The sequence below is a fragment of the Rufibacter tibetensis genome, assembly GCF_001310085.1.
Taxonomy (GTDB): Bacteria; Bacteroidota; Bacteroidia; order Cytophagales; family Hymenobacteraceae; genus Nibribacter; species Nibribacter tibetensis.
In genome coordinates this window covers 2,860,297-2,884,868 of the sequence record NZ_CP012643.1, presented here as the reverse complement: position 1 = coordinate 2,884,868, position 24,572 = coordinate 2,860,297, and the positions used below count along the sequence as shown (strand labels likewise).

At 43.2% G+C, this 24,572-nt stretch carries 33 protein-coding genes; all 33 read right to left on the bottom strand.

Going from position 1 to position 24,572, the window contains the following annotated elements; all coding sequences use genetic code 11:
• Positions 1 to 14: 14 nt before the first annotated feature.
• Positions 15 to 407 (bottom strand): 30S ribosomal protein S11, encoded by a 393-nt coding sequence (rpsK, locus tag DC20_RS11735; protein WP_062544001.1) that lies wholly within the window; start codon positions 405 to 407, stop codon positions 15 to 17.
• 10 nt (positions 408 to 417) lie between these two features.
• A complete protein-coding gene (gene rpsM, locus DC20_RS11730) occupies positions 418 to 795 on the bottom strand; it encodes a 30S ribosomal protein S13 (protein ID WP_062544000.1) in 378 nt (125 codons plus the stop codon).
• A 10-nt stretch (positions 796 to 805) separates the two neighbouring features.
• Positions 806 to 922: a type B 50S ribosomal protein L36 gene (gene ykgO, locus DC20_RS22385; RefSeq protein WP_071885446.1), complete on the bottom strand. Its 117-nt coding sequence runs from the start codon at positions 920 to 922 to the stop codon at positions 806 to 808.
• Positions 923 to 926: 4 nt separating this feature from the next.
• Positions 927 to 1,145 (bottom strand): translation initiation factor IF-1, encoded by a 219-nt coding sequence (infA, locus tag DC20_RS11725; protein WP_048919321.1) that lies wholly within the window; start codon positions 1,143 to 1,145, stop codon positions 927 to 929.
• 3 nt (positions 1,146 to 1,148) lie between these two features.
• Positions 1,149 to 1,919 carry a type I methionyl aminopeptidase gene (gene map / locus DC20_RS11720; protein WP_062543999.1) on the bottom strand — a complete coding sequence of 257 codons (771 nt, stop codon included), beginning with the start codon at positions 1,917 to 1,919 and terminating at the stop codon, positions 1,149 to 1,151.
• A 3-nt stretch (positions 1,920 to 1,922) separates the two neighbouring features.
• Entirely contained in the window at positions 1,923 to 3,248 is a 1,326-nt protein-coding gene (secY, locus tag DC20_RS11715; RefSeq protein WP_062543998.1) for a preprotein translocase subunit SecY, read from the bottom strand.
• Positions 3,249 to 3,251: 3 nt separating this feature from the next.
• The gene (gene rplO, locus DC20_RS11710) at positions 3,252 to 3,698 is read right to left on the bottom strand and encodes a 50S ribosomal protein L15 (RefSeq protein WP_062543997.1); all 447 of its coding nucleotides are present in this window, start codon (positions 3,696 to 3,698) and stop codon (positions 3,252 to 3,254) included.
• 1 nt (position 3,699) lies between these two features.
• A complete protein-coding gene (gene rpmD / locus DC20_RS11705) occupies positions 3,700 to 3,879 on the bottom strand; it encodes a 50S ribosomal protein L30 (protein ID WP_062543996.1) in 180 nt (59 codons plus the stop codon).
• Between the two features lie 2 nt (positions 3,880 to 3,881).
• Positions 3,882 to 4,400: a 30S ribosomal protein S5 gene (rpsE, locus tag DC20_RS11700; protein WP_062543995.1), complete on the bottom strand. Its 519-nt coding sequence runs from the start codon at positions 4,398 to 4,400 to the stop codon at positions 3,882 to 3,884.
• Between the two features lie 4 nt (positions 4,401 to 4,404).
• Complete coding sequence (gene rplR / locus DC20_RS11695) at positions 4,405 to 4,758, bottom strand: 50S ribosomal protein L18 (RefSeq protein ID WP_062543994.1); 354 nt, start codon at positions 4,756 to 4,758, stop codon at positions 4,405 to 4,407.
• 8 nt (positions 4,759 to 4,766) lie between these two features.
• Complete coding sequence (rplF, locus tag DC20_RS11690; protein ID WP_062543993.1) at positions 4,767 to 5,321, bottom strand: 50S ribosomal protein L6; 555 nt, start codon at positions 5,319 to 5,321, stop codon at positions 4,767 to 4,769.
• A gap of 10 nt (positions 5,322 to 5,331) precedes the next feature.
• Complete coding sequence (gene rpsH, locus DC20_RS11685) at positions 5,332 to 5,730, bottom strand: 30S ribosomal protein S8 (protein ID WP_062543992.1); 399 nt, start codon at positions 5,728 to 5,730, stop codon at positions 5,332 to 5,334.
• Positions 5,731 to 5,816: 86 nt separating this feature from the next.
• On the bottom strand, positions 5,817 to 6,086 hold the full coding sequence (gene rpsN / locus DC20_RS11680) for a 30S ribosomal protein S14 (protein ID WP_062543991.1): 270 nt from the start codon (positions 6,084 to 6,086) through the stop codon (positions 5,817 to 5,819).
• Between the two features lie 4 nt (positions 6,087 to 6,090).
• Positions 6,091 to 6,642: a 50S ribosomal protein L5 gene (rplE, locus tag DC20_RS11675; RefSeq protein ID WP_062543990.1), complete on the bottom strand. Its 552-nt coding sequence runs from the start codon at positions 6,640 to 6,642 to the stop codon at positions 6,091 to 6,093.
• 1 nt (position 6,643) lies between these two features.
• Entirely contained in the window at positions 6,644 to 6,967 is a 324-nt protein-coding gene (gene rplX, locus DC20_RS11670) for a 50S ribosomal protein L24 (protein WP_062543989.1), read from the bottom strand.
• 20 nt (positions 6,968 to 6,987) lie between these two features.
• A complete protein-coding gene (gene rplN, locus DC20_RS11665) occupies positions 6,988 to 7,356 on the bottom strand; it encodes a 50S ribosomal protein L14 (RefSeq protein ID WP_062543988.1) in 369 nt (122 codons plus the stop codon).
• A 1-nt stretch (position 7,357) separates the two neighbouring features.
• Positions 7,358 to 7,615 (bottom strand): 30S ribosomal protein S17, encoded by a 258-nt coding sequence (gene rpsQ / locus DC20_RS11660; RefSeq protein WP_062543987.1) that lies wholly within the window; start codon positions 7,613 to 7,615, stop codon positions 7,358 to 7,360.
• An 11-nt stretch (positions 7,616 to 7,626) separates the two neighbouring features.
• Positions 7,627 to 7,821 carry a 50S ribosomal protein L29 gene (gene rpmC / locus DC20_RS11655; RefSeq protein ID WP_062543986.1) on the bottom strand — a complete coding sequence of 65 codons (195 nt, stop codon included), beginning with the start codon at positions 7,819 to 7,821 and terminating at the stop codon, positions 7,627 to 7,629.
• Positions 7,822 to 7,823: 2 nt separating this feature from the next.
• On the bottom strand, positions 7,824 to 8,246 hold the full coding sequence (gene rplP / locus DC20_RS11650) for a 50S ribosomal protein L16 (protein WP_062543985.1): 423 nt from the start codon (positions 8,244 to 8,246) through the stop codon (positions 7,824 to 7,826).
• Between the two features lie 26 nt (positions 8,247 to 8,272).
• On the bottom strand, positions 8,273 to 9,076 hold the full coding sequence (rpsC, locus tag DC20_RS11645) for a 30S ribosomal protein S3 (protein WP_062543984.1): 804 nt from the start codon (positions 9,074 to 9,076) through the stop codon (positions 8,273 to 8,275).
• Between the two features lie 5 nt (positions 9,077 to 9,081).
• A complete protein-coding gene (gene rplV, locus DC20_RS11640) occupies positions 9,082 to 9,468 on the bottom strand; it encodes a 50S ribosomal protein L22 (RefSeq protein WP_062543983.1) in 387 nt (128 codons plus the stop codon).
• The gene (rpsS, locus tag DC20_RS11635) at positions 9,468 to 9,746 is read right to left on the bottom strand and encodes a 30S ribosomal protein S19 (RefSeq protein ID WP_048919303.1); all 279 of its coding nucleotides are present in this window, start codon (positions 9,744 to 9,746) and stop codon (positions 9,468 to 9,470) included. The genes rplV and rpsS overlap by 1 nt, the downstream gene beginning before the upstream one ends.
• Positions 9,747 to 9,749: 3 nt before the next feature.
• Entirely contained in the window at positions 9,750 to 10,574 is an 825-nt protein-coding gene (rplB, locus tag DC20_RS11630; protein ID WP_062543982.1) for a 50S ribosomal protein L2, read from the bottom strand.
• A 12-nt stretch (positions 10,575 to 10,586) separates the two neighbouring features.
• The gene (rplW, locus tag DC20_RS11625) at positions 10,587 to 10,874 is read right to left on the bottom strand and encodes a 50S ribosomal protein L23 (RefSeq protein WP_062543981.1); all 288 of its coding nucleotides are present in this window, start codon (positions 10,872 to 10,874) and stop codon (positions 10,587 to 10,589) included.
• On the bottom strand, positions 10,874 to 11,506 hold the full coding sequence (gene rplD, locus DC20_RS11620) for a 50S ribosomal protein L4 (protein WP_062543980.1): 633 nt from the start codon (positions 11,504 to 11,506) through the stop codon (positions 10,874 to 10,876). The genes rplW and rplD overlap by 1 nt, the downstream gene beginning before the upstream one ends.
• A 1-nt stretch (position 11,507) precedes the next feature.
• Positions 11,508 to 12,128: a 50S ribosomal protein L3 gene (gene rplC / locus DC20_RS11615; protein WP_062543979.1), complete on the bottom strand. Its 621-nt coding sequence runs from the start codon at positions 12,126 to 12,128 to the stop codon at positions 11,508 to 11,510.
• A 378-nt stretch (positions 12,129 to 12,506) separates the two neighbouring features.
• Positions 12,507 to 12,812 carry a 30S ribosomal protein S10 gene (gene rpsJ / locus DC20_RS11610; protein WP_048919298.1) on the bottom strand — a complete coding sequence of 102 codons (306 nt, stop codon included), beginning with the start codon at positions 12,810 to 12,812 and terminating at the stop codon, positions 12,507 to 12,509.
• 10 nt (positions 12,813 to 12,822) lie between these two features.
• Complete coding sequence (gene fusA, locus DC20_RS11605; protein ID WP_062543978.1) at positions 12,823 to 14,922, bottom strand: elongation factor G; 2,100 nt, start codon at positions 14,920 to 14,922, stop codon at positions 12,823 to 12,825.
• 2 nt (positions 14,923 to 14,924) lie between these two features.
• Positions 14,925 to 15,392 (bottom strand): 30S ribosomal protein S7, encoded by a 468-nt coding sequence (gene rpsG, locus DC20_RS11600; protein WP_062543977.1) that lies wholly within the window; start codon positions 15,390 to 15,392, stop codon positions 14,925 to 14,927.
• A 13-nt stretch (positions 15,393 to 15,405) separates the two neighbouring features.
• The gene (gene rpsL / locus DC20_RS11595) at positions 15,406 to 15,822 is read right to left on the bottom strand and encodes a 30S ribosomal protein S12 (RefSeq protein ID WP_048919295.1); all 417 of its coding nucleotides are present in this window, start codon (positions 15,820 to 15,822) and stop codon (positions 15,406 to 15,408) included.
• 102 nt (positions 15,823 to 15,924) lie between these two features.
• Entirely contained in the window at positions 15,925 to 16,239 is a 315-nt protein-coding gene (locus DC20_RS11590; RefSeq protein WP_062543976.1) for a DUF3467 domain-containing protein, read from the bottom strand.
• Position 16,240: 1 nt separating this feature from the next.
• A complete protein-coding gene (rpoC, locus tag DC20_RS11585; protein ID WP_062543975.1) occupies positions 16,241 to 20,557 on the bottom strand; it encodes a DNA-directed RNA polymerase subunit beta' in 4,317 nt (1,438 codons plus the stop codon).
• Positions 20,558 to 20,680: 123 nt separating this feature from the next.
• On the bottom strand, positions 20,681 to 24,553 hold the full coding sequence (gene rpoB, locus DC20_RS11580; protein WP_062543974.1) for a DNA-directed RNA polymerase subunit beta: 3,873 nt from the start codon (positions 24,551 to 24,553) through the stop codon (positions 20,681 to 20,683).
• Positions 24,554 to 24,572: the final 19 nt, after the last annotated feature.

The window sequence follows — 24,572 nt, the reverse complement described above, 5'->3', positions numbered from 1 at the left end:
ACTAAATAATTTCCTTAAACTCTTCTGCGCTTTGGAGGACGACATCCGTTGTGTGGAAGAGGAGTCACATCTTTGATAGAGGTAACTTCAATACCAACGTTTTGCATAGTCCGGATAGCTGACTCACGTCCAGCACCTGGGCCTTTTACAAACACTTCAGCCTTTCTCAATCCAGCTTCATAGGCTACTTTACCGCAATCAGCGGCAGCCATTTGGGCAGCGTAAGGAGTATTTTTCTTAGACCCTTTGAATCCCATTTTACCAGCAGAAGCCCAAGAAATAACCTGGCCATTGATGTTGGTAACTGAGATGATTATATTGTTGAAAGAAGCTTTGATGTGAACCTGACCAACAGGCTCCACAACAACCACGCGCTTCTTGGCTTTATCTTTTCTTTTCTGAGCCATTGTCGTTTAATTATTTAGATGCCTTCTTCTTGTTTGCAACAGTTTTACGCTTGCCCTTACGAGTTCTAGAGTTGTTTTTAGTTCTCTGACCTCTTACTGGAAGACCTTTTCTGTGACGTAAACCGCGATAGGAACCAATGTCCATCAAACGTTTGATGTGCAATTGAACCTCTGAACGAAGAACACCTTCAACTTTGTGCTCAGTAGAAATTACGTTACGGATTTCTCCCGCTTCTTCCTCTGTCCAATCCTTCACTTTTTTGTCAAGATCCACCCCAGCTTTCACCAAAATAGACTGCGACGCTTTACGGCCAATACCGTAAATATACGTCAAAGCAATCTCGCCTCTTTTGTTATCTGGAATATCAACTCCTGCTATTCTAGCCATGTTTTAAAAATTAACCTTGTCTTTGTTTATAACGTGGATTCTTTTTGTTGATCACGTAAAGCTTGCCTTTACGTCTGATCACCTTGCAGTCTTCACTGCGCTTCTTAACTGACGCTTTTACTTTCATCTGTTTATTTGTATCTGTAAACTATTCTGCCTTTACTAAGGTCGTAAGGAGACATTTCCAATTTTACTCTGTCCCCAGGAAGAATTTTGATGTAGTGCATCCGCATCTTACCGGAGATGTGAGCAATAACTTGATGGCCATTTTCTAATTCTACCCGAAACATTGCATTGGATAGTGCCTCAATGATGGTACCGTCTTGTTCGATGGAAGACTGTTTAGCCATGTATTAGTTTAGTGCTTTATCTATGTAATCAAAAGTAGTTAAAATCTCTGCTTTGCCTTTTCTCACCACAACGGTGTGTTCAAAATGAGCAGAAGGCTTTTTGTCTCTGGTCCGGATGGTCCAACCATCGTTTTCCTGTACAACATGCCTAGTACCCAAATTAACCATGGGCTCAATAGCTAAGACTAAGCCATCCTGAAGTTTTAAGCCTTGTCCTCTTTTCCCATAATTAGGAACTTCAGGACTTTCATGTAAACTCCTACCTAACCCATGTCCAACCAGTTCCCGAACTACACCATATCCATATTGTTCAACGTGGGTCTGAATAGAATGTCCAACATCTCCGATTCTAGCTCCAGCTACTGCCCATTCAATCCCTTTGTATAAAGACTCCTTTGTACGGGTAAGTAAATCAGTCACCTCTTGAGGAACATCTCCCACTGGGTGAGTATAGGCACTATCACTATGGAAACCCTTAAAAAAAACTCCACAATCTATAGATACAACATCTCCAGATTGTAGAGCATACTTGCTAGGTATACCATGTACCACTGCAGAATTTAAGCTGATACATAAACTGTGCTTAAATCCATTATAACCCTTAAAAGAAGGTGAACCACCATGATCGCTAATAAATTCTTCAGCGATGGAATCTAATTTTAAGGTAGTAACACCCTCAGAAACGTGCTTGGCTATTTCACCATGCACTTGACTGAGGATGTTAGCACTTTGTTTAATAAGCTCGATTTCTTCTTCGGTCTTATATATAATCATTCCTTAGGAAGCAACCGCTATATTTTTTGATCGACCTCTGAGTTTACCAGATTTCATCATGCCATCATAATGACGCATTAACAAATAACTTTCTATTTGGTTCAATGTATCTAAAACTACCCCTACTAAAATGATAAGCGAAGTACCACCAAAGAAAGCAGCAAACTCTCTCGTGATTCCAAACAGCATTGCAATGGAAGGAAGGATAGCAATAATAGCTAAGAAAATAGCTCCTGGCAAAGTAATTCTGGTAAGAACTTCATCAATGAATTCAGAAGTAGCTAAACCTGGTTTTACCCCAGGAACAAAACCACCACTTCTTTTTAAATCATCAGAAATCTGATTAGGATTCACACTGATGGCAGTATAGAAGAAGGTGAAGATGATAATCAGAACTGCAAAGGAGAGGTTGTATTGCCAAGAAGTATAATCAGAGAAAACATTGCCAATTTCATTGGCCATATCACTCTCATTTCTCCAGAAAGAAGCAATCATACCTGGAAGGAACATTAAAGATTGAGCAAAGATGATTGGCATAACACCAGCAGCATTCACTTTTAAAGGAATGAACTGTCTTTGTCCAGCTTGTAAAGAAGCACTACCACCTACTTGTTTTGCATATTGTACAGGTATTCTTCTGATAGCTTGAGTAAGCATTACTACGCTCATCACTACAAAGAATAAAACAATTAGCTCAACAATGAAGATTAGGGCACGACCTAAACCTAAAGCTAAAGCCTCACCTACTAAAGCACCTGGTAGACGAGAAACAATGCCAATCATAATCAACATAGAAATCCCGTTTCCAATACCTTTGTCAGTAATTTTCTCACCAAGCCACATACAAAACATGGTACCGGCAGTGAGAATAATCATAGAGGAAATAGTAAAAAGAGGTCCGGCTACAGAAGGATCTATAGCTTCAGCGTTGATGGTAGCTAAGAAACCAACAGATTGAGCAAGCGTAATAACAATTGTTAGAACCCTTGTATACTGATTGATTTTCTTTCGTCCAGACTCACCCTCTTTCTGCAATTTCTGAAAATAAGGAACCGCAATGGTTAGAAGCTGTAAAACGATGGAAGCAGAAATATAAGGCATGATACCCAATGCAAAAATGGAAGCATTGCTAAATGCTCCACCTAAAAAGGCATCTAATAAGCCTAAGATTCCTTGTGAATTACCGCCTAGTTGATTAGGATCAATACCAGGTAGAACCACATAGGAACCTAATCTGAAAATTGCGATGAATCCTAAAGTGTTTAGGATTCTAACTCGCAAATCTTCAATCGCAAAGATATTCTTAATCGTAGAAATCAGCTTCTTCATCTCTTACAGAGTCACAACCTTGCCGCCTGCTTTTTCAATAGCTTCTATTGCTGTTTGAGAGAACGCATGCGCGTGAACTTCAATAGCAGTAGTTAATTCGCCTCTACCCAGAACTTTGATGTTATCGTTCTTAGACGCTAAACCGTTTGCACGAAGCGTGGCAAAATCAACAACAGTAGAACCAGATTTAGAAACTAAATTCTGAAGAACATCAAGGTTAACAGCAGTGAACTCAACGCGGTTGATGTTTTTAAAACCGAATTTAGGAACACGACGTACCAAAGGCATCTGACCACCTTCGAAACCAGCTTTGGATGAATAACCTGAGCGAGATTTAGCTCCCTTATGTCCACGGGTGGAGGTGCCACCTCTACCAGAACCGGTACCACGACCAATTCTCTTCCGGTTCTTAACAGAACCTTCAGCAGGCTTTAAATTACTTAAATTCATTTTAGACCTCTTTTATAGATACTAAATGTTGCACACGGTTAACCATACCTGCAATTTGAGGGGTCAACTCTTTGGTTACAGTTCTATTGATCTTGCCAAGACCTAGCGCCTTCATGGTCTGCTTTTGTCTTTCTGGACGATCAATAATACTTTTAATCTGGGTGATTTCTACACTTGCCATAATTACCCGTTGAATACACGTTGTAAACTGATTCCACGTTGCTGAGCAACTACCAATGGATCGCGCATTTTAGACAGAGCATCAAAAGTCGCTTTAACCACGTTGTGCGGGTTAGAAGAACCTTTTGATTTAGCTAGTACATCTCTGATACCAGCACTATCAAACACAGCACGCATCGCACCACCAGCAATAACACCAGTACCGGCAGCTGCAGGCTTGATCAATACAAATCCACCAGAAAATTTACCTTCCATTGAGTGAGGTACAGTATGGCCGAACAAAGGTACACGTACCAGGTTTTTCTTAGCATCATCGATTCCTTTTGCAATAGCATCAGTCACCTCGTTTGCTTTACCTAATCCGTATCCTACAACACCATTACCGTCGCCTACTACTACGATGGCAGAAAAACTAAATCTTCTACCACCTTTTACCACTTTAGCAACACGATTGATAGCAACTACGCGCTCTTTAAGCTCGATCTCGCTTGCTTTGATGCTTCTGATATTTAATTTAGACATGTTCTTAGAATTTTAGACCCGCTTCACGAGCCCCTTCTGCTAATGATTTAACACGACCATGGTACAGATAACCACCTCTGTCGAAAACAACTTCAGTGATACCTTTTGCCAAAGCTTTAGCTGCTATATCACGACCTACTGAGGTTGAAGCAGCACTCTTTGTTGAAGTGGCTTCTCCTTCAATAGTAGAAGATGAAGAACTTGCTAATGTAACACCATTCACATCATCAATCAGTTGAGCATAAATAGATTTATTGCTTCTGAATACCGACAGACGTGGACGCTGAGCTGTACCAGACACCTTGTTACGGATGCTGCGACGAATTCTCAGTCTTCTTTTTGCTTTATCGAATGCCATTTTATTTCTTATTTAGAAGCAGTTTTACCAGCTTTTCTTCTAACAACCTCACCAACGAAACGAATACCTTTGCCTTTGTAAGGCTCAACTTTACGTAACGAACGGATTTTGGCAGCTACCTGACCAATCAACTGCTTATCAATACCTTCTAAGGTAATTACCGGAGCTTTACCTTTTTCGGTTACTGCTACTGCAGAAATCTCTGGAGGTAAACCCACGTAAATGTTATGTGAATAACCTAACGCAAGCTCTAAATTCTGGCCTACAGTAGTGGCTTTAAAACCAACCCCTACCAATTCCAAAGATAATTTATACCCAGTGCTAACCCCAACAACCATGTTGTTGATGATAGAACGGTATAGACCGTGTAGTGCTTTGTGTCTCTTTTGCTCTGTTGGACGACTTACTGTAAGTACACCATCCTCAATAGCAACAGTAATGTCCGTATCAACTTGTGAAGAAAGAGTTCCTTTAGGCCCTTTCACTGTAACCAGGTTATCCTGGTTAACCAACACCTCAACACCTTGTGGGAGCGTGATTGGCAGTTTTCCTATCCGCGACATTTCTTCTTAATTAATACACGTAACACAATACTTCACCACCTACATTAAGGCCTTTGGCCTCTTTGTCAGTGATTACACCTTTGGATGTTGAAAGGATGGCTACGCCATATCCATTCAACACACGTGGCATCTCATCAAGATGCACATACTTACGGAGCCCCGGCTTACTGACTCTCTCAAGTTTCACGATAGCAGATTGCTTTGTAGCTGGATCATACTTCAAGGCAATTTTAATTGAACCTTGAACTGAGCTATCATCGAACTTGTAACTCTGGATATAACCTTTCTCGTAGAGAACTTTGGTTAATTCCTTTTTTATATTGCTAGCCGGAATTTCAACTACACGGTGATTTGCCTTGATGGCATTCCGTAGTCTAGTTAAATAATCTGCTATCGGATCTGAATGCATTAGACTATATTTTTAGATTCCGCTCTTTTTAAGGAGCCGCAAAGATACTACTATTTTCCTAACTATGTTAATGATAGGAGTAATAATTACCAACTAGCCTTCGTTACTCCAGGAATCTTGCCTGCAGAAGCCATCTCTCTGAATGTAACGCGAGAGATACCGAACTTCCTCATATAGCCTCTTGGTCTTCCGGTCAATTTGCATCTGTTGTGCAACCGTACTGGAGAAGCATCTTTTGGCAATTTATCTAGAGCTTCGTAATCGCCAGCAGCTTTTAACTGAGCTCTTTTGGCAGCATACTTAGCTACCATTTTCTGTCTCTTAAGCTCTCTTGCTTTTGCTGATTCTTTAGCCATTTTCTTATTTCTTTAAATTTGCGAATGGTAACCCAAAGCCTTTCAATAACTCTAAGCTTTCTTCATCAGTAGAAGCCGTAGTTACAAAGGTGATATCCATACCAGCAATTGACTTGATTTTGTCAATACTAATTTCAGGGAAAATGATTTGTTCTTTTACCCCTAAGGTATAGTTACCACGTCCGTCAAATCCTTTGTCGCTGATGCCTTTGAAGTCACGTACCCGTGGAAGAGCGATGGTTACCAAGCGGTCAAGGAACTCGTACATTCTTTCGCCACGCAATGTCACACGAGCACCAATTGGCATACCTTCTCTCAACTTAAAGTTAGAGATAGAGTTTTTAGCTTTGGTTTGAACCGCTTTCTGACCTGCAATGATGGTAAGCTCGTCAACTCCAATATCAACTAATTTTTTATCTGCCACAGCATTACCAATACCTCTGTTGATGCTGATCTTGGTAATCTTAGGTACTTGCATTATGCTCTTGTATTGAAATTTTTCTTTCAATGCAGGCACAATTTCTTTTGAATATTTATCTTTTAGTCTAGCTGCCATGTTAGATTAAGTTTCCAGTTTTTTTGGAATAACGTTGAAGCTTTCCATCATCGTTCAGCTTCTTACCTGTTCTAGTGGCAGCATTTGTAGCAGGCTCAACTAGCATCACATTGCTAGCATGAATTGGAGCCTCTAATTTTACGATACCGCCGTTAGGGTTTTTAGCGCTTGGCTTTTGGTGCTTAGAAATCAGGTTCAAACCTTCTACCACTACCTTTTGCTTATCAGTAAGCACAGAGGTTACAGTTCCGGTTTTGCCTTTATCATCACCAGCGATCACTTTTACAGTGTCGCCTTTCTTCACATGAAGTTTATGCTTTGACATCTTGTTTTCTCTTCTCGTGTTTAAATTACTTCAGGAGCCAAAGAAACAATTTTCATAAACTGTCTTTCACGTAACTCACGGGCAACTGGCCCAAAAATACGTGTACCACGTGGCTCATCGTTGTTGTTCAATAACACGGCTGCGTTATCATCAAAACGAATATAAGAACCGTCTTTACGACGAACTTCCTTTTTGGTGCGAACAATCACAGCTTTGTGAACAGTTCCCTTTTTTACGTTTCCTGAGGAAAGAGCAGATTTTACGGTAACAACAATTTTATCACCAACAGAGGCGTATTTTTTTCCTGTTCCACCCAAAACTCGGATGACCAGAACCTCTTTTGCTCCGCTGTTATCAGCAACAGTAAGTCTTGATTCTTGTTGTATCATTTTATTTAGCTCTTTCTACGATTTCAATTAAGCGCCAGCATTTATTCTTGCTCAACGGTCTTGTCTCCATGATGCGTACAGTATCTCCGATACCGCACTCATTGTTCTCATCATGAGCCATGAACTTTTTGGACTTAGAAACAAATTTCCCATAAATTGGGTGTTTCACTTTGCTTTCAACAATAACAGTGATGGATTTGTCCATCTTGTTACTTACCACGCGTCCAGTTTTTTCTTTTCTTAGATTTCTCGTCTCCATGGTTTTCTATTTTAGCCATTGAGCTCTAGAGAGCGCAATTGCGTTTCTAGTCTGGCGATGGTTTTTCTTGTAAGCTTAATTCTTGATGGATTCTCAAGGGGAGAGATAGCATGAGCAAACTGCAAGTTCACTAAGTTGTTTCTCTCTGTGGTAAGTTGCTCTTTCACTTCATTTAGTGAAAGAGCTTTGATTTCAGATTGCTTCATGACTATTTCTCAACGTAATCTCTACGTACTACAAATTTAGTTCTCACTGGTAGCTTTTGAGCAGCCAGTCGTAAAGACTCTTGAGCTACTTCTAGCGACACTCCATCAGATTCAAACATGATGGTACCTGGTTTCACAACAGCTACCCAGTATTCTGGAGATCCTTTACCCTTACCCATCCGTACCTCTGCAGGTTTTTTGGTGATAGGCTTGTCAGGGAAAATACGAATCCAAACTTGGCCTTCCCGTTTCATGGCACGAGTCATCGCGATACGAGCTGCTTCAATCTGGCGGGCAGTGATCCAAGAGGCTTCTAATGATTTGATGGCGAAAGATCCAAAGGAGATTGTGCTTCCTCTGTGCGCAAGACCGGTTACCCGGCCCTTTTGCATCTTTCTATATTTAGTTCTTTTCGGCTGTAACATTTCTTAAATTCCTAAAAATTGAACAACTACTTGCGCTTGTTAGGTCCACCACCGCTACGCTTCTGGTTTCCATCACCTGGGCGCTTGTTGCGGTTGTTGTCTCTACGGTCGCCGCGATCGTTTCCACCTCTCTCGCCTCTTTCGTTGCGAGGACCTGCAGATTGACCACCACTTTGTTGACCAGCATTAGGAGATAAGTCACGCTTACCGAATACTTCTCCCTTGAAGATCCACACTTTGATACCCAGTTTACCATAAACGGTCTGAGCTTCTGACAGAGCATAGTCAATATCAGCTCTCAAAGTATGCAAAGGAGTACGTCCTTCTTTGTAATGCTCAGTACGAGCCATTTCAGCACCACCTAAGCGGCCAGATACTTGAATCTTGATACCTTCAGCACCTACTCTGATCGCAGAGGCAATTGCTTGTTTCATAGCTCTTCTGAAAGAGATACGAGCTTGCAACTGTTGGGCTACTGACTCACCTACTAATTTTGCATCCAATTCTGGACGTTTGATTTCAAAGATGTTGATTTGAACATCTTTGCTGGTGATTTTTTTAAGCTCTTCTTTGATCTTATCTACCTCTTGGCCACCTTTTCCAATTACCACTCCCGGGCGGGCAGTGTTGATGGTGATGGTGATTCTTTTAAGAGTTCTCTCGATGATGATTTTCGAGATACCTCCTTTCGGAATACGGGCCAGGATATATTTGCGGATTTTTTCGTCTTCAATCAGTTTATCAGCGAAATCCTTTCCTCCGAACCAATTAGAGTCCCAGCCTTTAACAATACCTAGTCTTAGGCCTACTGGATTAACTTTTTGTCCCATTATAACTATTTGGCTTCGTTAGAGGTAGATGTTTCAACTGTCTCCACTTCCACTTTAGAATCAATCACAAGTGTCACGTGGTTAGATCTTTTTCTGATTCTGTGGCCACGACCCTGCGGAGCAGGACGCAAGCGCTTCAGCATCTTTCCTTCATCTACTCTAATCTCTTTAATATACAGATTAGCATCCTCAATGCGGGCATCTTCATTAGCTGCTTGCCAGTTAGATAAAGCAGATAAAAGAAGTTTCTCCAATTTAGGAGCGCCGGCATTTGGTGTAAATTTTAATAAACCTAAGGCTTGGGTAACTCTTTTCCCACGGATTAAGTTCGCTACCAGTCTCATCTTCCGAGGTGAGCTAGGCACATTGTTTAATTTAGCAACCGCTTCCATTATCTTTTACCTTTATCTTTCTTAGCAATATGGCCTCTAAAGTTTCGGGTAGGAGCGAATTCGCCTAATTTGTGACCTACCATGTTTTCTGTTACATACACAGGAATGAATTTATTTCCGTTGTGTACTGCAAACGTATGACCTACAAAATCTGGAGAGATCATAGAACGGCGTGACCAAGTCTTGATCACCGCTTTCTTACCAGACTCATCCATTGTCTGCACTTTTCTATCGAGCCTGTAGTCAATATAAGGCCCTTTTTTTAATGATCTTGCCATTACTTATTTTTTCCTTCTATTAACAATCAGGTTCTCAGAGAATTTATTTTTGTTTCTAGTCTTCTGACCTTTCGCGTAAAGACCATTACGTGATCTTGGGTGACCTCCAGATGACTTACCTTCACCACCGCCCATTGGGTGATCTACAGGGTTCATGGCAACACCTCTTACTCTTGGTCTGATACCCATCCATCTGCTACGTCCAGCTTTACCAAGCTTCACGTTCATATGGTCTGCGTTAGAAACAGTTCCTACGGTAGCCATACAGTTTACCAGAACCATTCTCATCTCACCAGAAGGTAATTTCAAAGTTGCGTAACGGCCTTCACGGGCTACCAGCTGCGCATAAGAACCTGCGCTTCTTGCCAGTACAGCACCTTGACCAGGAGCTAATTCGATGTTGTGTACAATAGTACCCAGTGGAATATCAGAAAGTGGTAACGCGTTACCTACTTCTGGAGCTACTCCTGGGCCAGATACTACGGTTGCATCCACTGCCAAACCAGCTGGAGCAATGATATAAGCTTTCTCACCATCCGCGTAGTACAACAGGGCGATACGCGCTGTTCTGTTCGGATCGTACTCAATCGCTTTTACAGTTGCAGGCACTCCGTATTTCGTTCTTTTGAAATCGATTATACGGAATCTTTTCTTGTGACCACCGCCTGTATAGCGCATGGTCATTCTTCCTGAATTGTTACGTCCACCAGATTTTTTTATGGATGCCAACAAAGATTTCTCAGGCTCGCTCTTCGTGATTTCAGTGAAGGCAGGCGCAATTCTAAATCTTTGACCTGGTGTTGTCGGTCTTAGTTTTTTTAATGCCATTCTCTTAATTGCTTATATTCCGCTATAGAAATCGATTACTTCCCCTGCTTTCAAAGTAACAATCGCCTTCTTAGAGGATACTGTACGCCCGGTTACAACACCTGATTTAGTGTTACGAGACTTCAATTTTCCTTGGGTTCTCATGGTAGAGATTTTCTCTACCGTTACACCGTAACGTGACTGGATCGCTTTCTTGATCTCAATCTTATTGGCTTTTCTATCAACCTCAAAAGCATATTTGCCTGCCTCATTCATGGCAGTCAGCTTCTCAGTCAATAATGGTCTTTTTAAGATACTCATTATTTCGATGTGTAAATTTCCTCAAAAACAGAAAGAGATTCCTCTAAACAAACTACCTTGTTGGCGTTCAACAAATCATAAGTAGTAAGAGCACCAGGAGTAGAAACTTTTACGTTAGCCAGGTTTCTGCTTGACAGAACCACGTTAGCATTAGCTTCTTTGGTAACGATCAACGTTTTTCTTTCTCCTACTTTAAGGCTCTGCAAAATTGCAGCAAAGCTCTTTGTTTTTGGAGTATCAATGGTGATGTTATCTACTAACACCAGACGCTCATCTTTTGCCAATTGAGAAAGAGCTGAAAGTCTTGCTAAAGACTTCAATTTTTTATTCAATTTGAAGCTATAGTTTCTTGGTCTTGGCCCAAAAACACGTCCACCACCTTTAAATACTGGTGATTTCATAGAACCAGCTCTTGCTCCACCAGTTCCTTTTTGACGCTTGATCTTTTTGGTTGAACCAGCAACCTCAGCACGTTCTTTTGATTTGTGGGTTCCTTGACGCTGGTTCGCTAAATACTGTTTAACATCCAGGTACATGGCATGCTCATTTGGCTCTACGCCAAATACAGACTCTGGAAGAGTTACTTTTCTTCCAGTATCTTCCCCTTTACTATTTAATACTGATAGCTCCATCTTATTTCTCAACTACAATAAATGAATTTTTAGCACCTGGGATAGAACCGCTAACTACTAGTAAATTTTGCTCTGGCAAAATGCGTAATACGCGTAAGTTCTGAACCTTTACACGGTCTCCACCCATTCTTCCAGCCATACGCATTCCTTTGAATACTCTGGATGGCCATGAGCAGGCTCCAATTGAACCAGGGTGTCTTGCTCTGTTATGCTGACCGTGCGTCTGACCGCCCACACCAGCAAAGTTGTAACGTTTCACAACCCCTTGGAAACCTTTACCTTTTGAGGTACCTACAACATCAACGAACTCACCTTCTGCAAATGAGTTTACATTTACTTCGTCTCCCAGTGAGAAAGAAGCTACATCATCCAATCTGAACTCTACTAATTTCTTCTTAGCAGTGGTATTGGCTTTTGCAAAGTGTCCGGCAAGCGCCTTGCTTACTCTTTTCACTTTCTTCTCTCCGTACCCAAGCTGAACAGCTGTATAGCCGTCTGTTTCCTGCGTTTTAACCTGAGTTACTACGCATGGTCCTGCTTGAATCAAAGTACAGGCCACGCTCTTCCCTTCAGGAGTGAAGAGGCTTGTCATTCCGATTTTCTTACCGATAATTCCAGGCATTCTACTTTTTTATTTAAACAATGAATTTATTTCTCCGTTAAATGGGTCCATTTTTCGGGAGTGCAAAGTTCTATATTTAATTTTTATTTTACAAGCTATCCTAAATTATTTGTTTTCAGATACTAATGTATTTTTTTAATAGAACCTGTTCCACTCCTTATCTCCTTCTACTTGACTTCTAATTCTTTATTATTGTTTGCTTATTTCTGTTTCAAGCCTCTTTTTCTAAAATTGGTTTGAATCACCTTTTCTCCCCAAGCACAGATTTGGCTTTTTAATTAATTAGATGATTTCAAATTCTGAGATTTTCAATTTCCCCTATATGCATAAAAAAAGGGAGAGGTTCCCCTCTCCCTTTTTTTATGCATAAATAGTTTATCAAACTTTGATTTCTACATCAACGCCGCTTGGTAGTTCAAGCTTCATCAACGCATCTACTGTTTTAGAAGAAGTAGAGTAGATATCTACTAGTCTTTTGTAAGTACAAAGTTGGAATTGCTCTCTTGCTTTTTTGTTCACGTGTGGTGAACGCAAAACAGTGAAGATATCTTTTTCAGTAGGCAAAGGAATGGGACCACTCACGATCGCACCAGTTGCTTTTACCGCTTTCACGATTTTCTCTGATGATTTATCAACCAGATTGTGATCGTAAGATTTCAGTTTGATTCTGATCTTTTGATTCATTCTATTTCAACTATTTCGAAGTCCCTTTAATTTTTGCGATGATCCCATCTGCCAAGTTCTGCGGTACTTGCTCGTAGTGAGAGAAAGTAAGAGAAGCAGTTGCTCTTCCTGAAGTAATGGTACGTAAGTCTGTCACGTAACCAAATAGCTCAGATAATGGAACATCAGCTTTTACCACAGTAGAAGTACCTTTGGTATCCATACCTTTCATGATACCTCTTCTTCTGTTCAAGTCACCAGTAACCGGACCTGTGTACTCATCTGGAGTTACCACGTCTACTGCCATGATTGGCTCAAGAAGTTTAGGAGCACACTGCTTACCTGCTTCTTTGAAACCTGCACGAGCCGCTAATTCAAATGATAATGCATCAGAGTCAACATCGTGGAAAGAACCGTGGAATAAGCGTACTTTCATGGAATCTACTGGGAAACCAGCAAGAATACCATTTTTCATTGCTTCTTCAAATCCTTTTTGAACTGGAGGGATGAATTCTCTTGGGATCACACCACCAACAATGGCGTTCTCAAACTCGAGACCAGTTTTTCCATCTTCACGCGGGCCCATCGTGAATACAATATCCGCGAACTTACCACGACCACCTGACTGCTTCTTGTAAACCTCACGATGCTCAATTTGCTTCGTGATAGTTTCTTTGTAAGCAACCTGAGGCGCACCTTGGTTCAATTCTACCTTGAACTCACGCTTCATCCGGTCGATGATGATTTCCAGGTGAAGCTCGCCCATACCTCTTAAGATGGTTTGGCCTGTCTCTTCATCTGTATTCACCTGCAAGGTTGGATCTTCTTCAATAAGTTTGGCAATTGCCATACCCATTTTATCAGAGTCAGCCTGAGTTTTAGGCTCAATAGCGTATCCAATTACCGGCTCTGGGAAGTCCATTGATTCCAGTACAATTTTAGCGTTCTGGTCGCAAAGGGTATCACCAGTTTTGATGTCTTTAAAGCCTACTACCGCTCCAATGTCACCAGCTGCCAATCTCTCTATTTGGTTCTGCTTGTTAGCGTGCATCTGGAAAATACGGGAGATACGCTCTTTGTTGTTTGAACGAGTATTGTACACGTACGAACCAGACTCCAGTACTCCTGAATAGGCGCGCACAAAGCAAAGACGGCCTACATAAGGGTCAGTAGCAATTTTAAAAGCAAGGCCTGCAAATGGCTCGCTTTCGCTAGGCTTACGTGTCACCTCTTCGCCTGTATCAGGGTTAGTACCAACAATGTGATCCTTATCTAGAGGTGAAGGAATCAATGCCATCACATAGTCAAGCATTGTTTGTACACCTTTATTTTTGAAAGAAGAACCGCAAAGCATTGGCACAATAGCCATGTCAATAGTTGCTTTACGAAGAGCGTTCATGATTTCATCTTCAGTGATCGTTTCAGGATCATCGAAGTATTTTTCCATCAAAGACTCATCATAATCAGCTACTGCTTCCAATAACTTCTCGCGATATTCAGTTGCCTCTTCCAACATATCGTCAGGAATTGGAACTTCTCTAAAGGTCATCCCTTTATCGTGCTCATTCCATTCAATACCTCTGAAGTTTACTAAGTCAACAACTCCTTTGAAGTCATCTTCAGCACCAATTGGTAACTGAAGCGCAACAGCGTTGCTGCCCAGCATTTCTTTCACTTGCTTACAAACAGCAAGGAAGTCAGCGCCAGAACGGTCCATTTTGTTAACGAAACCGATACGTGCTACTTTGTAGTTATCAGCAAGCCTCCAGTTAGTCTCAGACTGTGGCTCAACACCATCAACTGCGCTAAACAAGAATACTAAACCATCTAATACACGTAAGGAACGGTTTACCTCAACGGTAAAGTCAACGTGACCTGGTGTATCAATAATGTTGATGTGGTATTTATCACCTCTGTATTCCCAGCCTACAGTGGTTGCAGCAGAAGTAATGGTAATACCTCTTTCCTGCTCCTGCTCCATCCAGTCCATGGTGGCAGCCCCATCGTGTACCTCTCCTATTTTGTGGCTTACACCAGCATAGTAAAGAATACGCTCTGTGGTTGTAGTTTTACCGGCATCAATGTGCGCGGCAATACCTATGTTTCTTGTGAATTTTAAATCCCTAGCCATTCTTAGAATCTGAAATGTGAGAATGCCTTGTTGGCTTCTGCCATTCTGTGAGTATCATCTTTCTTCTTCACAGCAGCACCTTCTCCTTTGGCGGCGGCGATAATTTCACCAGCCAATTTATCCATCATTGTTTTCTCACCTCTCTTGCGAGCGTAAGAAATCATCCATTTGATACCAAGAGAAATCTTTCTATCCGGGCGCACCTCAGTTGGTACCTGGAAAGTAGCACCACCTACACGGCGGCTTTTCACCTCTACACCTGGCATAATGTTGTTCAATGCTTTTTTCCAGGTATCTAACCCGTTTTCTTTAGTTCTTCTTTCAACTAAATCGCAAGCATCGTAGAAAATCTTGTATGCCACACTCTTTTTACCGTCTACCATCAGGTAGTTAACAAAACGGGTAACCAGAGTTTCTTTGTATTTTGGATCAGGAAGAAGAATTCTCTTCTTTGGTTTCGCTTTTCTCATTGTCTTAACTCAATTATTTTTTCTTACCGCCTTTACCTGCAGCTGCTGCTGGTTGACCTGGCTTAGGACGTTTTGCTCCGTATTTAGAACGGGACTGTAGACGACCATTTACACCGGCAGTGTCTAACGCACCACGGATAATGTGATATCTTACACCTGGTAAGTCTTTCACACGACCACCTCTGATTAGCACAATAGAGTGCTCTTGCAGGTTGTGACCTTCACCCGGGATATAGGCATTGACTTCTTTGCCGTTTGTCAAACGCACACGAGCCACTTTTCTCATTGCTGAGTTTGGCTTTTTAGGTGTGGTTGTGTAAACGCGTGTGCACACGCCACGTCTTTGCGGGCATGAGTCAAGAGCTGGAGACTTAGACTTTGATGTTAGCGCTTCTCTTCCCTTTCTTACTAATTGTTGTATAGTAGGCATTTACTAACTTTTTAAACTGATTTCTCTCTTCAAAAAATGGTTTGCAAAGGTATAAAATCTCCTTTGCAAATTCAAAGTTTTAATTCATTAATTATTAATGGCTTATGCTTCGCCAATTGTTCCCCCAAAATTGAGCGGAAAGCTTGGGGCCTCCGGCGTCTGCTTTATGGCCCCAAAACTTTGCTCATACTTTAGGATGTTTTCCTCCAAAGCAGCCAAGAAACGTTTGGCATGCTCTGGAGTAATCACCACTCTTGACTTTACTTTTGCCTTTGGAATACCTGGCATCAGGCGGATAAAATCAATCACGAATTCACTGTGGGAATGTGCGATCATGGCAAGGTTTGCGTACTCGCCCTCGGCTATTTCCTCTGTCAACTCAATGTTGATTTGTCCTTGTTGTTCAGCAGAAGCCATCTTATTTCTCTTGCAGTTCGCCTTGTTTTGTTCTCACGCCTGACTGTCTGCTCGCAGTAAGAGATTCGTACTCCTCTTTTGAGCCAACAATTATCTTTGAGTACTCGCGTAAGCCGGTACCTGCCGGGATTAAGTGACCCACGATTACGTTCTCTTTCAAGCCCAGTAATTCGTCTGCCTTTCCTTTGATTGCTGCTTCGCTCAATACTTTGGTAGTTTCCTGGAAGGAAGCTGCCGAGATAAAGCTTTGCGTGCCCAAAGAAGCTTGTGTGATCCCTTGCAAGGTTGGTCTTGACACTGCTGGTTGAGCATCACGAACCGTTACAATGCGTAAATCACGACGTTTCAAGCTTGAGTTTTCATCACGTAGACGACGCGCCGTCACAATCATTCCTGGTTTCATGGCAGTTGAGTCACCTGCATCTTCCACTACTTTCATGTCAATGATCATGTCGTTTTCTTCCATGAACGTTACTTTATCAACTGTTTGGTTCTCCAGGAAGCTGGTATCACCTGGATCGATCACGTTCACTTTCTGCATCATCTGACGAACCACTACTTCAATGTGCTTGTCATTGATCTTCACACCCTGCAAGCGGTATACCTCCTGAATCTCGTTCACTAAGTATTCCTGCACAGCACCAGGCCCTTGTATGTTCAGGATATCGTTTGGCGTGATAGCACCATCTGACAACGGAACACCGGCACGTACAAAGTCATTGTCCTGAACCAGGATGTGCTTGGAAAGAGGTACCATGTACTTCTTCTTCACACCGTCCTTAGACTCAATGTAGATCTCACGGTTTCCGCGTTTCACGCCACCATAAGTAACCACACCGTCAATCTCACTCACTACTGCTGGGTTAGACGGGTTACGTGCCTCAAACAGCTCCGTAACACGTGGCAGACCACCCGTGATATCTCGGGTCTTACCAATAGCACGTGGGATCTTAGAGATGATCTGACCTGCTTTGATTTTTTGTCCATCTTCTACAGTTAAGTGAGCACCTACTGGAATGTTGTAAGTTTTAGGCTCACCATTTACGGGGTTAATGACAATGGCAGGGTTCTTGGTTTTATCTTTTGTCTCGATGATCACTTTCTCACGATGACCAGTCTGCTCATCTGACTCCTCACGGAAGGTGATACCTTCCACAATAGATTCGTAAGCAATGGTACCGTCAAACTCAGAAAGGATAACCGCATTATAGGGATCCCAGTTACACAACTCGTCTCCTTTGGCTACAGTCTGTCCTTCATCTACAATCAGGAATGAACCGTAAGGAACGTGGTTGCTGATTAACAGCTTGCCTGTAGTTGGATCAACAATTTTCACCTCACCTGAACGACCCATTACTACTTTCACAGGTTCGCCTTCAGCATTGGCTGTTTCAATTGTTCTCACATCTTCAAACTCCACCACTCCGGCAAACTTAGCACGGATAGCGGCATCAACGGCAATGTTAGACGCTGTACCACCCACGTGGAAGGTACGAAGTGTCAACTGTGTACCTGGCTCACCAATAGATTGTGCTGCGATTACGCCAACTGCCTCACCTTTCTGCACCATGCGGCCAGTAGAAAGGTTACGGCCGTAGCATTTCGCACAAATACCACGCTTGGTCTCACATGTCAATACAGAACGAATCTCTACGCTTTCAATAGCCGTGTTCTCAATGAAACGGGCTACTTCTTCGGTGATTTCGCGTCCTGACTCATGGATCAATTCGCCGGTAATCGGATCAATGATGTCATGCACGTTTACACGACCCAGGATACGCTCAGACAGAGACTCCACGATATCCTCGTTGTCTTTCAGAGCACTTACCTCAAGTCCACGTAAAGTACCGCAGTCAGACTCGTTTACAATCACATCTTGGGAAACGTCCACTAAACGACGGGTTAGGTAACCCGCATCCGCCGTTTTCAAGGCTGTATCCGCAAGACCTTTACGAGCACCGTGGGTAGAGATGAAGTACTCAATTACATCCAGACCTTCTTTGAAGTTGGAAAGAATTGGGTTTTCAATGATCTCCCCTACTGAGCCTTGTAAAGACTTCTGCGGTTTTGCCATCAGACCCCGCATACCACCCAACTGACGGATCTGCTCTCTGGAACCACGAGCGCCTGAGTGCATCATCATGAAGATGGAGTTGAAGCCTTGGTCGTCTTTCTCCAGACGGGACATCAACGTCTCAGTAATCTGATTGTTGATACGGGTCCAGATATCAATTACTTGGTTGTAACGCTCGTTATCTGTGATAAGACCCATAGAGTAGTTAGCCCAAACAGCATCTACATCTTTTTTGGCTTGGCCTACCAGGATGTCTTTCTCTTTCGGGATCACGATGTCACCCAAGCCCATGGATAGACCGCCTTTGTAGGCAGACTGGAACCCAAGAGTTTTTATATCATCCAGGAACTGAGCAGTTCTCGCCATACCGGTTACTTTGAACACGCGGGAGATAATCTGCTGCAATTTCTTTTTAGACAGAAGTTCGTCTACATACCCTACTTCCTCTGGCACGAACTGGTTGAACAATACTCTACCAGCAACGGTCTCAATAAGCTTCGTTACTAATTGGTTGTTCTCATCCAGTATTTTTACCCGCACCTTGATGTAAGCATGCTTAGAAAGCTGGCCTTCATTGATGGCGATGATAACTTCTTCGGCTGAGTAGAAAGACATGCCTTCCCCTTGAATTTTTTCATTCTCAGTAGAGCGCTTGCCTTTGGTTACGTAGTATAAGCCCAACACCATGTCCTGAGAAGGTACTGCAATTGGAGCACCATTGGCAGGGTTCAGGATGTTATGCGAAGCCAACATCAACATAGAGGCTTCCAGGATAGCTGCCGGTCCTAGTGGAACGTGTACCGCCATCTGGTCACCGTCAAAGTCGGCGTTGAATGCTGTGGTTACTAATGGGTGCAGCTGAATCGCTTTTCCTTCAATCAGTTTCGGCTGGAAGGCCTGAATACCTAATCTGTGGAGCGTAGGAGCACGGTTCAATAGTACTGGGTGTCCTTTCAGCACGTTTTCCAAAATATCCCATACAACCGGGTCTTTTCTGTCTACGATTTTCTTCGCAGACTTTACCGTCTTCACGATCCCGCGCTCAATAAGCTTACGGATGATGAATGGTTTGAAAAGCTCAGCTGCCATGTTCTTAGGCAGACCGCACTCGTGCAGTTTCAGTTCTGGACCTACCACAATTACGGAACGACCTGAATAATCCACACGCTTACCAAGCAAGTTCTGACGGAAACGTCCTTGCTTACCTTTCAGCATGTCAGAAAGTGATTTCAGGGCACGGTTACCTTCTGCACGAACAGCGTTCACTTTACGTGAGTTGTCGAACAGGGAGTCAACCGCCTCTTGAAGCATACGCTTCTCGTTACGAAGGATTACCTCTGGTGCTTTGATCTCGATCAGACGCTTCAGACGGTTGTTACGGATGATAACGCGACGATATAAGTCGTTCAAGTCAGACGTAGCGAAACGACCACCATCCAACGGAACCAACGGACGCAATTCTGGTGGAATTACAGGCACCATGCGGATTACCATCCACTCAGGCTTGTTCTCAATACGAGTTGCGGCATCACGGAAAGCCTCTACTACACGTAGACGCTTCAACGCTTCTGCTTTCCGCTGCTGAGAAGTCTCATGGGCAGCTGAATAACGCAGATCATAAGAAAGGTCATCTAGGTTAATGCGCTCCAATAACATCTGAAGAGCTTCAGCTCCCATCTTCGCGATGAACTTGTTTGGATCATGGTTGTCCAACATTTGGTTCTCACGTGGCAGCTTGTCAATCATGTCCAGGTACTCATCTTCGGTTAAGAAGTCCAGCATGTTCACGCCGTCTTCACCCAAGATACCTGGCTGGATTACTACGTACCGTTCATAATAGATGATCTGGTCAAGCTTCTTGGTTGGTAAGCCTAACAGATAACCAATTTTGTTTGGCAATGACTTGAAATACCAGATGTGTGCTACTGGTACAACTAGTTCAATATGGCCCATGCGCTCGCGACGCACTTTTTTCTCAGTTACTTCAACCCCGCAACGGTCACAAATAATCCCTTTGTAACGGATTCTCTTGTATTTACCGCAGTGGCACTCCCAATCCTTCACTGGCCCGAAAATCCGCTCGCAGAACAAACCGCCCATCTCTGGTTTGTAAGTTCTGTAGTTGATAGTTTCAGGTTTCGTTACCTCCCCGTTTGATCTTTCCAGAATGGATTCTGGAGAAGCCAAAGAGATGGTCACTTTAGAGAAGTCTTGGATTAATTTTTTATTTCTTGCTAACGCCATGTTATGTGTTGCTAGATATGTAAATTTCCTTTTTACTAAATGGCTTAACTAACGCGTAAAAGGGAGATTTCAGTATAGAGCCTTTTGAGCCTCTTTTCCTGAAACCTCCACTAAAACAGCTTATTAGTCTAGCGTAATCTCCAAGGCCAAGCCTCTGAGCTCGTGAATTAACACGTTGAACGACTCAGGGATATTTGGCTTCGGCAACACGTCACCTTTCACGATGGCTTCGTATGCTTTCGCACGGCCGATCACGTCGTCAGACTTCACAGTCAGGATTTCCTGCAGAACGTTAGCGGCACCGAAGGCCTCCAACGCCCACACCTCCATCTCACCGAAACGCTGACCACCAAACTGGGCTTTACCACCCAATGGCTGCTGCGTGATAAGCGAGTATGGTCCGATAGAACGAGCGTGCATCTTATCGTCAACCAAGTGACCCAGTTTCAGCATGTAAATCACACCTACGGTTACTGGTTGGTCAAAACGATCTCCACTCAAACCATCATACAGATAAGAACGTCCAAAGCGTGGCAAGCCAGCCTCGGTCAACTCAGCAGAAACTTGCTCTTCAGTAGCACCGTCAAAGATTGGCGTCGCATAGGTACGTCCTAACTTCAAACCAGCCCATCCAAGTACTGTCTCGTAGATCTGACCGATGTTCATCCTGGATGGTACCCCAAGTGGGTTCAACACGATGTCCATTGGTGTTCCGTCTTCCAGGAATGGCATATCTTCCTCACGAACGATACGCGCTACTACCCCCTTGTTACCGTGACGACCCGCCATCTTATCACCCACTTTCAGCTTACGCTTCTTAGCGATGTATACTTTGGCCAACTGCACGATACCGGCTGGTAATTCATCTCCTACCTCTAAAGTGAAGCGGTCACGTTTGAAACGGGCAGAAATCATGTTGCGGCGCTTGGTGTAGTTTTTCACCAGTTCCAACAACATCTTGTTTGTCTGCTCGTCAGCGGTCCATCCTTCCAGGATTAAATCCTTGAACATGTTCACCTCTTCCGGAACAGCGTAGTTGCTTTCATCCTTGTAAGGGTTCTTGTCAGGGAAAAGTGCCTCAGAGATATTCTTCTTACCGAATTTTGCTCCTTTGGTCAGGATCTCATCTCCAAAACGGTGACGAACTCCCTGGCTTGTTTTGCCTTCCAGCAAGGTAACCAGCTTCTCAATCATCACGTTCTTCACGGCTTTGAGTTCGCTGTTGTATCTTGCCTTCAGCTCTTCCACCTCTTTCTTCGCTTTCGCGCGGAGGTTTTTATCTTTCTTAGGACGAGAGAATAACTTCGTCTCAATCACCACCCCATTTAATGATGGCGGCGCTTTCAAGGAAGCATCCTTCACATCACCAGCTTTGTCCCCGAAGATGGCACGAAGAAGTTTTTCTTCCGGAGTTGGGTCCGTCTCTCCTTTAGGAGTGATTTTACCAATCAGGATATCCCCTTCGCGTACTTCAGCACCAATTCTGATGATACCGTTCTCATCTAGGTTACGAACGGCTTCTTCGCTCACGTTCGGGATCTCAGAGGTTAATTCCTCTTCACCACGCTTCGTTTCGCGAACTTCCAATTCAAACTCTTCAATGTGAATAGAGGTGAACACATCATCTCTTACTACACGCTCAGAGATTACAATCGCATCCTCAAAGTTGTAACCTTGCCAAGGCATGAATGCTACCTGTAGGTTTCTTCCTAAGGCTAATTCTCCCTGGTTGGTAGCATACCCTTCGCAAAGCGCTTGTCCTTTGGTTACCCGCTCGTTCTTCTTTACCAATGGAGTCAGGTTGATACAGGTATCCTGGTTTGTGCGGCGGAATTTGATTAAATCATAGGTCACAAACTCGGCATCAAAACTTACTAACTTCTCTTCTTCAGAGAGGTCATAACGGATGATGATTTTGTCTGCATCCACAAAGTGAACGTAACCTTCGCCTTCTGCGCGTACTAAGGCTCTTGAATCAAGAGCAGCTCTTAACTCCAGACCTGTACCAACAATAGGAGCTTGTGGCTTCACTAATGGTACCGCCTGGCGCTGCATGTTAGATCCCATCAAGGCACGGTTCGCATCATCATGCTCCAGGAACGGAATCAACGAAGCTGCTACCGACACGATCTGGTTAGGGGCAACGTCCATGTAGGTATAGCGCTCTGGCTCTACTACCGGGAAGTCACCCTCAAAACGGCCTTTCACTTTATCGTTGATGAAGTTACCGTTATCATCAATGATTGCGTTTGCCTGTGCTATGTGGTGAGTATCTTCTTCTTCTGCAGTCAGGTACTTCACTTGGTGGGTTACATCTACTTTTCCTTCCACTACATTGCGGTAAGGAGTTTCAATGAAGCCCATGCTGTTCACGCGAGCGTGCACGCAAAGTGAAGAGATCAGACCGATGTTTGGTCCCTCTGGCGTTTCAATGGTACAAAGACGGCCATAGTGGGTATAGTGAACGTCACGAACCTCAAAACCAGCACGTTCACGGGAAAGACCTCCTGGCCCTAATGCAGACACACGACGTTTGTGCGTGATTTCTGCCAGAGGGTTGGTCTGGTCCATGAACTGAGACAGTTGGTTTGTTCCGAAGAACGAGTTGATTACAGAAGAAAGCGTACGCGCGTTGATCAGGTCAACTGGTTTAAATTCCTCATTATCACGCACGTTCATCCGCTCTTTGATGGTTCTGGCCATACGGGCAAGACCTACCCCAAACTGTGCATATAATTGCTCACCTACCGTTCTTACACGACGGTTGCTCAAGTGGTCAATATCATCAACAACAGCTCTTGAGTTGATGAGACCAATCAGGTACTTCACAATAAGAACGATGTCCTCATTGGTCAATACTTTGGCATCCCAGTTTTTGTCAAGACCCAGTTTCTTGTTGATTCTGTAACGTCCTACATCACCTAAGTCGTAACGCTTATCGCTGAAGAACAACTTCTGGATAATGTCACGGGCAGTCTCCACGTCTGGTGCTTCGGTGTTCCGAAGCTGACGGTAAATTTGCTCAACAGCTTCCTGCTCAGAGTTAGAGTTATCTTTCTGCAGGGTGTTGTAGATAATGTTATAGTCAGCGATATTTACATTCTCACGATGCAGGATGATGGATTTCACTCCTGAATCAATGATAATGTCCAAATCGTTTTCTGATACCTCAGAGTCACGCTCTAACAGAACTTCGTTACGGTCAATAGATACCACTTCACCGGTATCCTCATCCACGAAGTCTTCTGTCCAGGTGCGTAGAACCCTTGCAGCAAGCTTTCTGCCCACTACACCTTTCAACGTCTTCTTGTCGGCCTTCACTTCCTCAGACAAACCGAACAGGTCCAGGATGTCTTTGTCCGTTCCGTAACCAATTGCACGCAACAGGGTTGTTACCGGGAATTTCTTCTTACGATCAATGTACGCGTACATCACGTTGTTCACGTCGGTCGCGAATTCAATCCAAGACCCTTTGAATGGGATAATTCTGGCAGAATATAATTTTGTACCATTTGTGTGCTTGCTTTGGGCAAAGAACACTCCTGGTGAACGGTGCAACTGTGATACAATCACGCGTTCAGCGCCATTGATCACAAATGAACCCTTCTCAGTCATATAAGGAATGTTTCCTAAGAAAACTTCCTGCTCAATTGTTTCGAAATCCTCGTTGTCTGTATCATTACAGATCAAACGAAGCTTTGCTTTTAAGGGTACTGAATATGTCAACCCACGGTCAATACACTCATCTACTGAGTATTTTGGTGGGTCTACGTGGTAGTCTACGAATTCCAGAACGAAATTCTCTCTTGAATCAGAGATCGGAAAATTTTCAGCAAATACCTTGAAAAGACCTTCTTCCGTGCGGTTCTCGGCAGCGGTTTCCAACTGGAAAAAGTCTTGAAAAGATTGTAGCTGAACGTCCAGGAAGTCTGGGTAGTCAATGACCGACTTAATGGACGCAAAATTGATCCGCTCTGTCTTTTTATTTGTAGCCAAAGTTGTCAGGATTTTACGT

Coding starts and splice junctions, on each gene's coding strand:
- rpsK (WP_062544001.1), bottom strand. CDS start 407: ATGGCTCAGAAAAGAAAAGATAAAGCCAAGAAGCGCGTGGTTGTTGTG.
- rpsM (WP_062544000.1), bottom strand. CDS start 795: ATGGCTAGAATAGCAGGAGTTGATATTCCAGATAACAAAAGAGGCGAG.
- ykgO (WP_071885446.1), bottom strand. CDS start 922: ATGAAAGTAAAAGCGTCAGTTAAGAAGCGCAGTGAAGACTGCAAGGTG.
- infA (WP_048919321.1), bottom strand. CDS start 1,145: ATGGCTAAACAGTCTTCCATCGAACAAGACGGTACCATCATTGAGGCA.
- map (WP_062543999.1), bottom strand. CDS start 1,919: ATGATTATATATAAGACCGAAGAAGAAATCGAGCTTATTAAACAAAGT.
- secY (WP_062543998.1), bottom strand. CDS start 3,248: ATGAAGAAGCTGATTTCTACGATTAAGAATATCTTTGCGATTGAAGAT.
- rplO (WP_062543997.1), bottom strand. CDS start 3,698: ATGAATTTAAGTAATTTAAAGCCTGCTGAAGGTTCTGTTAAGAACCGG.
- rpmD (WP_062543996.1), bottom strand. CDS start 3,879: ATGGCAAGTGTAGAAATCACCCAGATTAAAAGTATTATTGATCGTCCA.
- rpsE (WP_062543995.1), bottom strand. CDS start 4,400: ATGTCTAAATTAAATATCAGAAGCATCAAAGCAAGCGAGATCGAGCTT.
- rplR (WP_062543994.1), bottom strand. CDS start 4,758: ATGGCATTCGATAAAGCAAAAAGAAGACTGAGAATTCGTCGCAGCATC.
- rplF (WP_062543993.1), bottom strand. CDS start 5,321: ATGTCGCGGATAGGAAAACTGCCAATCACGCTCCCACAAGGTGTTGAG.
- rpsH (WP_062543992.1), bottom strand. CDS start 5,730: ATGCATTCAGATCCGATAGCAGATTATTTAACTAGACTACGGAATGCC.
- rpsN (WP_062543991.1), bottom strand. CDS start 6,086: ATGGCTAAAGAATCAGCAAAAGCAAGAGAGCTTAAGAGACAGAAAATG.
- rplE (WP_062543990.1), bottom strand. CDS start 6,642: ATGGCAGCTAGACTAAAAGATAAATATTCAAAAGAAATTGTGCCTGCA.
- rplX (WP_062543989.1), bottom strand. CDS start 6,967: ATGTCAAAGCATAAACTTCATGTGAAGAAAGGCGACACTGTAAAAGTG.
- rplN (WP_062543988.1), bottom strand. CDS start 7,356: ATGATACAACAAGAATCAAGACTTACTGTTGCTGATAACAGCGGAGCA.
- rpsQ (WP_062543987.1), bottom strand. CDS start 7,615: ATGGAGACGAGAAATCTAAGAAAAGAAAAAACTGGACGCGTGGTAAGT.
- rpmC (WP_062543986.1), bottom strand. CDS start 7,821: ATGAAGCAATCTGAAATCAAAGCTCTTTCACTAAATGAAGTGAAAGAG.
- rplP (WP_062543985.1), bottom strand. CDS start 8,246: ATGTTACAGCCGAAAAGAACTAAATATAGAAAGATGCAAAAGGGCCGG.
- rpsC (WP_062543984.1), bottom strand. CDS start 9,076: ATGGGACAAAAAGTTAATCCAGTAGGCCTAAGACTAGGTATTGTTAAA.
- rplV (WP_062543983.1), bottom strand. CDS start 9,468: ATGGAAGCGGTTGCTAAATTAAACAATGTGCCTAGCTCACCTCGGAAG.
- rpsS (WP_048919303.1), bottom strand. CDS start 9,746: ATGGCAAGATCATTAAAAAAAGGGCCTTATATTGACTACAGGCTCGAT.
- rplB (WP_062543982.1), bottom strand. CDS start 10,574: ATGGCATTAAAAAAACTAAGACCGACAACACCAGGTCAAAGATTTAGA.
- rplW (WP_062543981.1), bottom strand. CDS start 10,874: ATGAGTATCTTAAAAAGACCATTATTGACTGAGAAGCTGACTGCCATG.
- rplD (WP_062543980.1), bottom strand. CDS start 11,506: ATGGAGCTATCAGTATTAAATAGTAAAGGGGAAGATACTGGAAGAAAA.
- rplC (WP_062543979.1), bottom strand. CDS start 12,128: ATGCCTGGAATTATCGGTAAGAAAATCGGAATGACAAGCCTCTTCACT.
- rpsJ (WP_048919298.1), bottom strand. CDS start 12,812: ATGAATCAAAAGATCAGAATCAAACTGAAATCTTACGATCACAATCTG.
- fusA (WP_062543978.1), bottom strand. CDS start 14,922: ATGGCTAGGGATTTAAAATTCACAAGAAACATAGGTATTGCCGCGCAC.
- rpsG (WP_062543977.1), bottom strand. CDS start 15,392: ATGAGAAAAGCGAAACCAAAGAAGAGAATTCTTCTTCCTGATCCAAAA.
- rpsL (WP_048919295.1), bottom strand. CDS start 15,822: ATGCCTACTATACAACAATTAGTAAGAAAGGGAAGAGAAGCGCTAACA.
- DC20_RS11590 (WP_062543976.1), bottom strand. CDS start 16,239: ATGGCTTCTGCTGAACAACAAGGACAAATCAACATTGAGTTGACAGAG.
- rpoC (WP_062543975.1), bottom strand. CDS start 20,557: ATGGCGTTAGCAAGAAATAAAAAATTAATCCAAGACTTCTCTAAAGTG.